Source organism: Pseudomonas sp. Tn43 (assembly GCF_014192635.1).
Taxonomy (GTDB): Bacteria; Pseudomonadota; Gammaproteobacteria; order Pseudomonadales; family Pseudomonadaceae; genus Aquipseudomonas.
Genome location: NZ_JACHYG010000001.1, coordinates 166780 through 179546 on the forward strand (window position 1 = coordinate 166780; position 12767 = coordinate 179546).

The following is a 12767-nucleotide window of genomic DNA, read 5'->3' on the forward strand; positions in this document are numbered from 1 at the left end:
CTTTGCACATTTGCCAGTAAACTCTCCTCCCTTTAGTCGCTGTCATTTTCTTCGCGGCCATTACCTTATTTCCTACGGAGTACGCCTTGCGTCTGTTTCATACCTCCGACTGGCACCTTGGGCAGAACCTGCACGGCCAGGAACGCGATTTCGAGCACGCCTGCTTTCTCGATTGGTTGCTGCGTCAGCTGCAGCTGGATCAGCCCGATGTGCTGCTGATCGCCGGCGATATCTTTGACACGGTCAACCCGCCGGTCAAAGCCCAGGAGCGCCTCTACGACTTCATCGTCAGCGCCCACGAGCAGCAGCCGTTGCTGACCATCGTGATGATCGCCGGCAACCACGACTCCGGCTCGCGCATCGAACTGCCCGCGCCGTTGATGCGGCGCTTGCGCACTCACGCCCTCGGTCGTGTGCTGTGGCTCGATGACGGTCAACTGGATGCCGAACGCCTGTTGTTGCCGTTGCCTGATGCCAGCGGCGAAATTGCCGCCTGGTGCCTGGCGTTGCCCTTCCTGCGCCCGGCCGAAGTGACCGGCGCGCATTTGGGTGATAACTACTTGCGCGGCATCGGCCAGGTTCACGAATGGCTGATCGAAGCAGCCCATGCCAAGCGCAAGCCGGGCCAGGCGCTGATCGCCATCAGCCATGCGCACATGGCCGGTGGCTCGGTCTCGGAAGATTCGGAGCGCAGCCTGATCATCGGCAACGCCGAAGCCCTGCCCGCCAGCCTGTTCGGGCCGAGCATCAGTTACGTCGCCCTCGGGCATTTGCACAAGCCGCAGAAGGTCAACGGTGAAGAGCGCATCCGCTACTGCGGCTCACCGATTCCGTTGTCGTTCTCCGAGATCAATTACCCGCATCAGATCCTCGACATTCAGCTCGATGGCGAAACATTGGTCAGCGTCGAACCGCGCCTGATTCCGCGTTCCGTCCACTTGCAACGCCTGGGCTGCGCGCCATTGGCGGAGATCCTGTTGCAACTGGCCGACCTGCCCAACATCGACCTGCTCGCCGACATCCAGCGCCAGCCATGGCTGGAAGTGCGGGTCCGTCTCGACGAACCGCAACCGGACCTGCGCCATCAAGTGGAAACCGCCCTGCAAGGCAAAGCCGTGCGGCTGGTGCGAATTGCCGCCGAGTACGCCGGCAACGGCAGCCGCGACGGCGTCGATGACGGCACAACCTTGATCGAACTGGATCAGCTTTCGCCCCAGGAACTGTTCAGCCGCGCGTGGCAGGACAATTACGGCAGCGAGGTCGACGAGCAAACACTCAAGGACTTCGCCGAGCTGTTGCAAGACGTGCAAATGGAGAGCGAACAACCATGAAGATTCTCGCGATCCGCCTGAAAAACCTCGCCTCCCTGGCCGGGCCGTTTGAGATCGACTTCACGGCGGAGCCTTTGGCCAGTGCCGGTCTGTTCGCGATCACCGGCCCGACCGGTGCCGGCAAAAGCACGCTGCTCGACGCGCTGTGCCTGGCGCTGTTTGGCGCTGTGCCGCGCCTGAACAATACCGGTCGCGACGCCAAGGTCCCGGATGCCGATGGCGAAATCGGCACCGGCGACCCGCGCACGCTGCTGCGGCGTGGCACCGGAGAAGGCTATGCCGAAGTGGATTTCGTCGGCATCGACGGTCGCCGCTATCGCGCTCGCTGGGAGGCCAATCGCGCCAGGGAAAAGGCCGGCGGCAAGCTGCAAGCCAGTCGCCAGAGCCTGCGTGACATCGATCAGGATCAACTGCTGGCCAGCCAGAAAGGCGAATACAAAGCGCAACTCGAAGCCGCGCTGGGCCTGAACTTCGAACAGTTCACCCGCGCCGTGATGCTGGCCCAGAGCGAGTTCAGCGCCTTCCTCAAGGCTGACGACAACGACCGCAGCGAACTGCTGGAAAAGCTCACCGATACCGCGCTTTACACCCGTCTCGGTCGCCGCGCCTTCGACAAGACCAAAGAGGCTCGCGAAGCCCACAAGCTGTTGCAGGATCAGGCCACCGGGGTCACGCCACTGTCGCCGGAAGCCCGGGCCGAACTCGATGAGCGCTTCAACGACGCTCAGCAGCAACTCAAGACCCAGCAGGCACAGCTTAAACAGTTGGAGTTGCAACACACCTGGCTCAAGGACCTGCGCCAGTTGCAAGACTCGCAACACAGCGCCACCGAGCAACTGCAATCTGCCCAGCAACACTGGAACAGCCTGGCCGGCGAACGCTTGAAGCTGACCCGCCTGGAGCAACTGGCCCCGCAACGGCATCAGTTCGCGCGCAAGACCGAACTGACCACCCAGCTCACGCCACTGGCGGCGCAGGTGCAGCAGCACACGCGGGAGCAAAGCGAGCTGACCGAGCGACAGACTCAACTCGAACAGAGCCTGAGCGCTGCGCAAACGGCGCTGACCCAGGCGCAAAGCCAACACACCTCCAGCACGCCCCTGCTGCGTCAGGCCTTCGAGGAGCAAAGCACCCTCGCCCGCCTGGCCAAGGACGCCAGCCTCAGTGCCGACCTCAAGCAGCAGGCGGAACAGGCCTGCACTCAGGGTCAGGGCACGATTCAGGGTTTGCTCGAGCAACAGAAACAGGTCGCCGAACGGTTGCAGCGGATTGCCGGGGAGCTTGAGCAGAGCACCCATCTGGCGCCATTGAGCGATGCCTGGAACGCCTACCGCGATCGCCTGCAACAACTGATGCTGATCGGCAATCGCCTGAACAAGGGCCAGGCTGAACTGGCTGCGCTGGAGCGAAGCGCCGCCCGCGCCGCCGAGGAACTGGCCACCCAGCACCAGAGCCTTGAGGTGCTGTACAAAGAGGCCGGCGCCGAGCCTGAAGCGGTGGCCGAGCAGATTCAGATCCTCGGCAGTTTGCTACAGGACAATCGCAAACAACTGCGGGCCGTTGAAGAGCTGACGCGACTGTGGGCCAGCCAGCAGGAACTGGACAAACGGGGCGCCGAGCTTCAGCAGCGGCAACTCGCCGCTCAACAAGAGCGCGATCGTCTGACCCAGGACGGCGTGAAGGCCAAGGCCGAGCTGACCGTCGCCGAACAGACCCTGACCGTCACCCGCGAACTGCTGGAACGTCAGCGTCTGGCGCGCAGTGCCAGTGTCGAAGAACTGCGCGCACAGTTGCAGGACGATCAGCCGTGCCCGGTTTGTGGCAGCCCGGACCATCCTTATCATCAGCCCGAAGCCCTGCTGCAAAGCCTCGGCCGGCATGATGAAAGCGAACAGGCCAACGCCCAGAAAGCCGTCGACCTGCTCAAGGAAAAACTCACCGACCTGCGTGCCGAAGTCGGCGGTTTGATTGCTCAGCAAAAGGAATTGCTGCAACAGCAGGAACAACTCGCGACTCAGCAACAAGGCCTGACGCCGAGCCTGGAAGCACACCCGCTGTCCGCGCAATTGTTGGCCCAGGACGCCAGTAAACGTGAGGCTTGGCTGATCCAACAAAGCCGCCAGTTGAACCAGAGCATCACGCAGGATGAACAACGACAAAGCGCCCTGCTCACCCTGCAACAGGATGCCGCGCGCCTGGCGCAACAACTGCGCAGCGCGGAAGCGGCGAGTCAGCAAGCCACCCTACACCTGACCAACCAACAACGTGAATTGAGCACTGATCGCCATCGTCTGGACGAAGAACTGAAGGCGTTCAGCACCCTGCTCCCGGCCGACACGCTGGAGGCCTTGCGCAACGAACCTGCCGCGACCTTCATGCAGCTCGATCGGCAGATCGCCCAGCGTCTGGAACAACTCGACCAGCAGCGCGAAGAACTCGGCGAACAGCAACAGCGCCAGCAGACGCTGGAGAAAGAACAATACCAACAGCAGACCCGCCTTGAGCAATTGGAAACTGCCCGGCAGCAATTCACGGCGCTGGCCGGGCAGCAACAGGCTTGCCAGGGAAAACTGACTGAACTGCTGGGCGAACATGCCAGCGCCGAACAATGGCAGCAGCAACTGGATCAGGCCGTCGACCAGGCGCGCACTGCCGAAGCGACGGCCAATCAGGAACTGCAAACCGTACGCACGCGCTTGGTGCAACTGGCCGCTGAGCTGAAGGCTCGCCAGGAACGACTGCTAGCGCTGGAAACCGAAGATCGCGAACTGAGCGCCAAGATCGCCGACTGGCGCGCACAACATGCAGAACTGGACGACGGTGGACTGGAAGATCTGTTGAGCGTCGATGACCAATACGTCAGCGATCTGCGTCAGCGATTGCAGCAGAGCGAAAAAGCCATCGAGCAAGCCAGGGTGCTGTTGCAGGAACGCGATCAACGCTTGCTCGATCATCAGGCGCAGCACAACGGCAATCTCGATGCCGAACAACTGGCCACGACGCTGGCCGAGCTGCAAAACCTGTTCGCCGCCAGCGAGCACCGCTGTGCCGAATTGCGCGCCGAACAGGCCGACGATCAGCGTCGACAGAATGCCAATCAGGCGCTGGCGCAGCAGATTGCCGACGCCTACGCCGAGTACCAGCGTTGGGCACGTTTGAGTGCGCTGATCGGTTCCGCCACCGGCGACACCTTCCGCAAGATCGCCCAGGCCTACAACCTCGATTTGCTGGTGCATCATGCCAACGCCCAGCTGCGGCAACTGGTGCGGCGCTATCGTTTGAAACGCGGCGGCAGCATGCTCGGGTTATTGGTGATGGACACCGAGATGGGCGACGAATTGCGCTCGGTGCATTCGCTGTCCGGCGGCGAGACATTCCTGGTGTCGCTGGCCCTGGCGCTCGGTTTGGCGTCGATGGCGTCGAGCACGCTGAAAATCGAATCGCTGTTCATCGACGAAGGCTTTGGCAGCCTCGATCCTGAATCCCTGCAACTGGCCATGGACGCTCTCGACGGCTTGCAGGCGCAGGGACGCAAGGTCGCGGTGATTTCCCATGTGCAGGAAATGCATGAACGGATTCCGGTGCAAATCCAGGTTCACCGTCAAGGCAACGGCCTGAGTACGCTGGAGGTGAAATGAATACGCTGTATTCGTTCCGCCGCTGCCCCTACGCCATGCGCGCCCGCATGGCGCTGCGCTATTCGGGCATTGCGGTGAATATCGTCGAGGTCAGCCTCAAGGCCAAACCTGACGAAATGCTCGCACTGTCGAGCAAAGGCACGGTGCCGGTGCTGAGTGTGGATGGGCGGGTGATCGATGAAAGCCTGGACATCATGCGCTGGGCACTGGCGCAGAACGATCCGCAGGACTGGTTGCTCAAGGATGACCCACAAGCACAGCAACACAGCGCGGCGTTGATCGAAGAGAACGATCAAGTGTTCAAGGTGCATCTGAATCGTTACAAGTACGCCGAGCGTTATCCCGAACGCCCGATGGCGTTTTACCGGTCGGAGGGCGAAGTGTTTTTGCGCAAACTGGATGGATTGTTGGAGGGGCGCGACTACTTGCTGGCCGACCACCCGAGCCTGGCGGACGTCGCCGTGATGCCGTTCGTGCGGCAATTCGCCCACGTGGACCGCGAGTGGTTCGGGCAGACGCCTTATGTGCGGTTGCAGGCGTGGTTGCAGTGCTTCATCGAGTCAGATCTGTTCACATCAGTCATGGCGAAAACTCGGTCCCCGTAGGAGCTGCCGAAGGCTGCGATCTTTTGATTTTGATTTTTAAGGTCAAAAGATCGCAGCCTTCGGCAGCTCCTACGGGGGGATTCATGTGAATACCGCGCACATCCCCAACACCGAGCAATCCACCTGGAACGGCCCGAAGAATTCGCCATTGGGTTTGATCGGCGGATTGCCCACCAACTGCTCCAGAGCCTTGGCGGTCTGAATGTTGTGGGCGATGTTGTGGTTGCATTCGATAGCCCGCGCCACCGACCCCGCCGAACCCTGCCCGATCCCAAGCAAAGAAGCGCCATTGGTCATGAATGCCAGGAAGGCGACGACCCACAATTTGCGTCCTTTCATGCCCCCACCACTCCCGCCACGTCCGCATGATCGACCACTACGTTTGGCGCGCGGTGTTCCAATTGAATGGCGGGATAAGCGACCTGGATCGGTGCTTGAATATTGTGTTGCGATTGGGCCGAAAGGCTGACGACCAACACCATGGCCACGTAAAGACCGATGGCCAGGTAGGCGCCGTGTTTGGCAGAAGTGATGATTGCACTGGCCATGGTGTTCTCCGTGGGCATGTTTCAGTGCCCACAGAATCGATCAAAAAACCAAAGATAACCAGCGAGCTTTATGCATAGTGGCTATCAGTTTTATTGATCATTCACCCGCATGTTTCAGTCTTCGATAAAACTCATCAAGCGCTCACGGGCCGCATCCGGCTCGTCAGGAACGGGCTGGGCAGCCGACAGAATCGGTGTGGAATAGAGAAACAGGAGAACCATTGCCAGACGCATCGCCATGCTGCCGATCCTTTTAGAGAAGGAGTCAAAAAATCAGCGTCAAATTTAAACTCATGGCCATGTGATATCAAGCAAGACATTGATAGCAATATGATGCTGTCGTAATCGCGTTATGCAGGAGCGACATCACTTCGATGCTTTTCGACGCCTGGGCAGCTCGATCGGCAAGTGAGTTCGCTCCTGCATAAAAGTGCAGGGTTTACGTTTCAGTGTTGGGATTTGTGATCCAGTGCGGCGTAGAAATTGGCGCTCTGTTGCAGGTATTTCGGGGTGTAGCTTTGGGTGTGGGATTTTTTGTCGCTGATTTCAACGTTGGCATTGGCGGGTAATGCAACAGTGGCGGAAATAGCGGAAGCGGCGATGACAGAGAAGAGATTGAAATTCATGGCGGTGTTCCTCGATTCAGTTGGCTTCATGCCCGGTAGGGCCGTGAAGCAAACTTAACTCCCGAGGGTCGGCATCTTGAAATGCTTTGCAACATTAGCCGATATCAGTCTCATTAATAGAAGGTTGCAGGCCCCATCAACCGGGGCCTGCGGTCTATTGACGCACCAGGAACTTGAGATCGCTTGGGGCATCCATCGGCAATTTCTGCACGGTTTTACCCAACAGCCCAGTCTTGGCATCGCGCTCGACGACGACAATCTGGTTGCTCTTCTGGTTGGCAATCAGCACGAACTTGCCACTCGGGTCGAGGCTGAACTCGCGCGGGTGATCTCCGTCCACGGAGCGGCGCTGAAGCTCCTTGAGATGGCCGGTCGCCGGGTCAATGGCGAACACCAGCAACTGATTGGTGGTGCCCCGGTTGCTGACGTAAAGAAACTTGCCGTCGGCCGAAGCGTGAAGCGCAGCCGCAGCCTTGCCCGACGTCGGCAGACCCGCCGCCAGATCGACCAACTGCGTTTGCTCAAGCGTGCCGTCGCGGTAATCGAACACGGCGACCTGCGCGCTCATTTCCAGGGTCAGCCAGGCGTGCTTGCCATCGGCACTGAACAGCAAGTGTCGCGGCCCGCTACCAGGTGGCAACTGGACGGACGCAGGTTTGGCGGCGGTCAACGGTCGTTCCGGATTGGCCTTGGGATCGAAGCGATAGACGAAAATCTTGTCCGCCCCCAAGTCATTGGAAAACACGTAGTGGCCATCGGGCGAAGAAACCACCGAATGCACGTGCGCTGACTTCTGCCGCTCGGGGTTGACCCGGCTGGACGGATGACTGCTCATCTGCACGACAGGTTCCAGTTTGCCGTTGCTGCCCACCGGTAACACCGCCAGGGTGCCGCCCGGGTCTTCAGCCACCGAGTAGTTGCTGACAAACACGTGACTGGCATCGCCGCTGACGCTTGAGTGCGTCGGCTCATTGCCCAGGGTTTGCACCTGACTGATCAGGTTCAATTCATTGGTCTTCGGGTCAATTGCATAACTGCTGATACGCCCTACCGGATCCGCCTGCCCCGGGCCGTTTTCGTTGACCGCAAACAGGCGCTGTTGATCCTTGGATACGGCGAGCCAGGACGGGTTGGCGCTCTTCACCACCTGCAGGGGTTTGGCGTCGATCTGCCCGGTACGGCTGTCGAAGCTCAGACGATAAATCCCCTGGCTCTGGCCGGCGGTGTAGGAACCTACCAGCAATTCGTGACTGTCGACCGGGGTCGCTTGGGCGCCCATCGCGCCGACACTGCCGGCGATCAACAGTGGCCAGAAGTTACGCATCCTCATTCGTTTCGTCCTCGTCATCCTGACCACCGAATGCTTCCATAGGCACCAACCGGTGCTCACCGGAATCGCCGGTGATGATCCAGCTCTTCAAGTCGGGATCGAACGTCGCCGCCGCGATCTGCGCCATGCTGAACTCCCAGCGCTTGAGCGCCCGACCGTCCATGCATTCGATGTGCAGGTTGTCGTCTTCATCGAGGGAAAAGTCGAACGCGTGCAGCCCGTCGATTTCAAGCATGTCGCAGACTTCGAGGGCGCTGAGCAAGGTGTTGGATACGGCAGTCATGGCAGTCAATCTTTGAATGGGAAAGACGCAATAATAACTCATCACACCGCAATGATCGTTCCCCCGCTCCGCGTGGGAATGCAGCCAGTGACGCTCTGCGTCACATCAACAGCCGAACGCAGAGCGTCCGTTGAGGCATTCCCACGCAGAGCGTGGGAACGATCAGTTCCAGCGGACCGAGCCAATCAGCTATGGGCGGCTAGAGCGCATCACGCGATGGCGCGCCATCGACCAGGCGCTGGATGCGCAGCGGATTGCCGTTCTTCAGCGCGTCCGGCAGCAGGCTGTCGGGGTAGTTCTGGAAGCACACCGGGCGCAGGAAACGGTCGATGGCCAGGGTGCCCACCGAGGTGCCGCGTGCATCGGACGTCGCCGGATACGGCCCGCCATGAACCATCGAGTCGCAGACTTCCACACCGGTCGGATAACCGTTGAGCAGGATTCGTCCGACTTTCTGCTCCAGCAATGGCGTCAGTTCGCCGAATTGTTCGAAGTCCGCCGGCTCACCGATGATCGTTGCCGTCAGCTGCCCATGCAGACCGTTCAATGCGGCACTGAGTTGCGCCTGATCTGCCACTTCGACGAACACCGTGGTCGGGCCGAATACCTCCTCTTGCAGCACTTCATCGCCATCGAGCAGCAGGCTGACATCGGCCTTGAACAGTTGCGGTTGCGCCTGATTGCCTTGCTGCGGGTTGCCGGCCAAATGCTCGATTTGCGGGTGTGCCAGAAGCTTCTGCAGGCCCTTGCCATAGCTGCTCAACGTGCCGGCATTGAGCATGGTTTGCGCCGGTTGATCGCCCATCAGCCCCGCCACTTGCTGCACGAACCCGCTGAACTGCGGCGAACGAATGCCGATCACCAACCCCGGATTGGTACAGAACTGCCCACAGCCCTGCACCACCGATGCCGTGAGGTCACGGGCGATACCTTCGGCACGAACTTCCAGCGCTTGCGGCAGCACGATCACCGGGTTGATGCTCGACATCTCGGCGAACACCGGAATCGGCTGCGCACGGGCTGCGGCCATGTCGCACAGCGCTCGGCCACCTTTGAGCGAACCGGTAAAACCGACTGCCTGAATGGCCGGGTGCTTGACCAGCGCTTCACCCACTCCGCCGCCGTAGATCATGTTGAACACGCCAGCCGGCATGGCGGTTTTTTCGGCCGCGCGGATCACGGCCTCGGCCACCCACTCGGCAGTGGCCATGTGACCGCTGTGGGCCTTGAACACCACCGGGCAACCGGCGGCCAAAGCTGAAGCGGTGTCGCCGCCTGCCGTGGAAAACGCCAGCGGGAAGTTGCTCGCGCCAAACACCGCGACCGGTCCGAGGCCGATGCGGTACTGACGCAAATCCGGACGCGGCAATGGCGTACGTTCGGGCAGCGCACGATCAATCCGCGCCCCATAAAAATCACCACGCCGCAGCACCTTGGCGAACAGGCGCATCTGGCCGCTGGTGCGCCCCCGCTCACCTTGAATACGACCGGCCGGCAACGCGGTTTCGCGACAGACCACCGCGACAAAGTCATCGCCCAACGCGTCCAGTTCATCGGCAATCACATCGAGAAATTGCGCACGTCGTTCGGCGCTCAGGCTGCGATAGGCCGGGTAAGCAGTGGCGGCGGCCTTCGCGGCGGCGTCGACTTCTTCAAGGGTGGCCTGATAGAAATCATGGGGCAAAGCCTCGCCGGTGCTGGCGTCGATGCTCTGGAGTTTGACCGCGCCAGCGGCGCTGCGCTGCCCGCCAATGTAGTTGTGACCAAGAATCCGGGTCATGGGTGTCTCCTTAAAGTGTGCCGACGGTGCCGGGTTCGAACGCCGCTTCAACGGGCTCAATGCCGTTGATCAAGGGCGCGCCGAACTCGGCCTGACTGATCTCGAACACGTCACCTGGTTGGGTGCGGATGCCGTCAGCGAAAGACAGGGTCGCGGTGCCGAAGAAATGAATGTGCACATCGCCGGGGCGCAGGAACTGGCTGTACTTGAAATGGTGATACTCGAGGTTTGCCAGGCTGTGGCACATGTTCGCTTCACCACTGAGAAACTCGTTCTGCCACAACACTTCACCATTGCGCAGGATACGGCTGGTGCCGGCCAGATGCCGGGGCAACTCGCCAACCCGAAGCTCCGGGCCATAGCTGCAACTGCGCAGTTTCGAGTGAGCCAGATACAGGTAATTCTTGCGTTCCATTACGTGATCGGAGAACTCATTACCCACCGCGAAACCGAGGCGATACGGTTTACCGTCGTGGCCGATCACATAGAGGCCGCTGAGCTCGGGCTCCTCCCCGGCATCTTCGGCAAACGGCGGCAGCGGAAATGGTTTGCCCGGACGCACAACGATGCTGCCATCGCCCTTGTAGAACCACTCCGGTTGCACGCCGGCCTGGCCGGAGGCAGGTTTACCGCCCTCCACGCCCCATTTGAAGATGCGCATGGTGTCGGTCATGGCGGTTTCGTCGCCGACCTGCTGATGCATTTTGTCCCGGGCCGAAGCGCTGCCCAGATGGGTCAGGCCGGTGCCGCTGACCAGCATATGCGCAGGGTCCGGGTGATCCAGCGGCGGCAGGATTTGCAGATTGGCCAGCAGCGCTGAATAGTCATGGCTGATGCCCAACCCCAGGGTTTGAATCTGTTGCTCAAGATTGACCCCTGCCTCAATCGCCGCCAGCGCCAGATCCCGCACCGAGCGTGCGTCCTGCACTTCGCGCACCAGGCCATCCTCGACCACGCCGACACGGCGTTCGCCATTATTCAATTCGAACTGAACCAAACGCATGATTTTCTCCTGTAAAACAATTCTTCAAAACACCGAAAAAACCTGTGGGAGCGGTCTTGCCCGCGATGACGCCGGCACATTCACCATTGATGCGTCAGGTAGATTGCTATCGCGGGCAAGCCCGCTCCCACAGGGTCGGTGGTGTTGGCCTATTTCGTGTCAGGTACGGCTAGCCCCACGCGCACTGGCCGCAAATTCATCGGCCGGCAGCACGTGCTTACGCTCCAGCAAGCGATAAACCACACCTGTCAGGACCAGGCCGAACACCATCACGCAGGACAGGAAATACAACCCTGACGCCAGGTTGCCGGTGTATTCCTTCAGCGCACCGATCACGAATGGCCCGATGTAGCCGCCGAGGTTGCCCACCGAGTTGATCAACGCGATCCCCGCCGCCGCGCTGGCGCCGGCGAAGAACCGACCCGGTAAGGTCCAGAACACCGCAGTGCAGGAAAACAGCGCGAACGCCACCAGGCACAGCGCCGCCAATTGCAGCACCGGCACCGACAGCCAGGCGCTGAGGAACAGACCGATGGCGCCCAACACATACAGCACCGCCAGATGGCCGTAGCGATCATTCAAGCGATCGGAACTGCGCGGGATGATCAGCAAACCGATGATCCCGAAGATGTACGGCACCGAGGACACGAATCCGGTCACCAGGTCAGTGCCGCCGAACTGCTTGATCAACGTCGGCAGCCACAATCCCAGACCGTAGATGCTCAGGGTCACCGGCAGATAGAACAGCGCCAGCAGCAACACGCGTTTGTCCTTCAATGCGTGCAGCGGATTGCCGTGGCGGGTCTGGCCGTATTGTTCCAGGTCTTTTTTCAGCTCGCCGGTCAGCCAGTCTTTCTCAGACTGGTCCATCCATTTCACCTGTTGTGGACCGTCCGGCAGGTAACGCAGTACCGGCCAGGTCAGCAGGATTGCGGGCATGCCGATGACGATAAACAGCCACTGCCAGCCGTGCAGGCCAAGAATGCCGTCCATGCCCAACAAGCCGCCGGAGACCGGGCCGGTGATCATCATCGCGATGGGTTGGGAAAGGATGAACAAGCCCAGAATCTTGCCGCGATGGCGGATCGGGAACCATTGGGTGATGTAGTACAGAACACCCGGGAAGAATCCCGCTTCGGCCGCACCGAGCAGAAAACGCATCACGTAGAAGCTGTTCGGCCCCTGGACGAACGCCATGCCGACGGTGATGGCGCCCCAGGTGACCATGATCCGCGCGAACCAGCGCCGGGCACCGAAGCGGTCGAGCATCAGGTTGCTGGGGATTTCCAGCAGGAAGTAGCCAATGAAGAACAGCCCGGCACCCAAGCCGTAAGCCGCATCACCCAGACCGATGTCAGCGCCCATGTGCAACTTGGCGAAACCTACCGCGGAGCGGTCCACATAGGCGATCAGGTACAGCAGGATCAGGAAGGGAATCAGTTTCAGCGTGATGCGACGAATAAGCCGCAATTCCTGGCTCATGAGTTCGGTCTCCGATTGTTGTTGTTATAGAACCTCGGGGGACACCTCTGGCAGAAAACCACCAGGGCCATCCCTCCGTTGAGAATGACTATATAGTAATACTATTTAACCAACAACCCTTCCAAACAGGCGAAATTGAGC

At 60.4% G+C, this 12767-nt stretch carries 12 protein-coding genes; 3 read left to right on the forward strand and 9 right to left on the reverse strand.

What is annotated here, in order from left to right; translation table 11 throughout:
- Positions 1-86 precede the first annotated feature (86 nt).
- From FHW68_RS00680 to FHW68_RS00690, 3 genes are read left to right on the forward strand one after another with little or no spacing between them, the layout of a single operon-like run.
- Complete coding sequence (locus FHW68_RS00680) at positions 87-1331, forward strand: exonuclease SbcCD subunit D C-terminal domain-containing protein (protein WP_183678131.1); 1245 nt, start codon at positions 87-89, stop codon at positions 1329-1331.
- Positions 1328-4969 carry an AAA family ATPase gene (locus tag FHW68_RS00685; RefSeq protein WP_183678132.1) on the forward strand — a complete coding sequence of 1214 codons (3642 nt, stop codon included), beginning with the start codon at positions 1328-1330 and terminating at the stop codon, positions 4967-4969. The genes FHW68_RS00680 and FHW68_RS00685 overlap by 4 nt, the downstream gene beginning before the upstream one ends.
- Positions 4966-5574: a glutathione S-transferase gene (locus FHW68_RS00690; protein WP_183678133.1), complete on the forward strand. Its 609-nt coding sequence runs from the start codon at positions 4966-4968 to the stop codon at positions 5572-5574. Before FHW68_RS00685 ends, FHW68_RS00690 begins: the two co-directional genes overlap by 4 nt.
- Before the next feature lie 81 nt (positions 5575-5655).
- On the opposite strand, the gene FHW68_RS00695 is transcribed toward FHW68_RS00690, so the two are convergent.
- The 9 genes from FHW68_RS00695 to FHW68_RS00730 all read right to left on the reverse strand — a co-directional run bounded on the left by FHW68_RS00695 (position 5656) and on the right by FHW68_RS00730 (position 12626).
- Positions 5656-5913: a hypothetical protein gene (locus tag FHW68_RS00695; RefSeq protein WP_183678134.1), complete on the reverse strand. Its 258-nt coding sequence runs from the start codon at positions 5911-5913 to the stop codon at positions 5656-5658.
- Positions 5910-6122 (reverse strand): hypothetical protein, encoded by a 213-nt coding sequence (locus FHW68_RS00700; protein WP_095635074.1) that lies wholly within the window; start codon positions 6120-6122, stop codon positions 5910-5912. Before FHW68_RS00700 ends, FHW68_RS00695 begins: the two co-directional genes overlap by 4 nt.
- A 114-nt stretch (positions 6123-6236) precedes the next feature.
- Complete coding sequence (locus FHW68_RS27105; RefSeq protein ID WP_256582920.1) at positions 6237-6362, reverse strand: hypothetical protein; 126 nt, start codon at positions 6360-6362, stop codon at positions 6237-6239.
- Positions 6363-6568: 206 nt separating this feature from the next.
- On the reverse strand, positions 6569-6748 hold the full coding sequence (locus tag FHW68_RS00705; RefSeq protein ID WP_095635073.1) for a hypothetical protein: 180 nt from the start codon (positions 6746-6748) through the stop codon (positions 6569-6571).
- 154 nt (positions 6749-6902) lie between these two features.
- Positions 6903-8072: a lactonase family protein gene (locus tag FHW68_RS00710; protein WP_183679001.1), complete on the reverse strand. Its 1170-nt coding sequence runs from the start codon at positions 8070-8072 to the stop codon at positions 6903-6905.
- Entirely contained in the window at positions 8065-8361 is a 297-nt protein-coding gene (locus FHW68_RS00715) for a DUF5629 family protein (RefSeq protein WP_095635071.1), read from the reverse strand. The genes FHW68_RS00710 and FHW68_RS00715 overlap by 8 nt, the downstream gene beginning before the upstream one ends.
- Before the next feature lie 199 nt (positions 8362-8560).
- A complete protein-coding gene (locus FHW68_RS00720; protein WP_183678135.1) occupies positions 8561-10141 on the reverse strand; it encodes an aldehyde dehydrogenase (NADP(+)) in 1581 nt (526 codons plus the stop codon).
- A 10-nt stretch (positions 10142-10151) separates the two neighbouring features.
- The gene (araD1, locus tag FHW68_RS00725) at positions 10152-11144 is read right to left on the reverse strand and encodes an AraD1 family protein (RefSeq protein ID WP_183678136.1); all 993 of its coding nucleotides are present in this window, start codon (positions 11142-11144) and stop codon (positions 10152-10154) included.
- A gap of 159 nt (positions 11145-11303) precedes the next feature.
- The gene (locus tag FHW68_RS00730; RefSeq protein WP_183678137.1) at positions 11304-12626 is read right to left on the reverse strand and encodes an MFS transporter; all 1323 of its coding nucleotides are present in this window, start codon (positions 12624-12626) and stop codon (positions 11304-11306) included.
- Positions 12627-12767 lie beyond the last annotated feature (141 nt).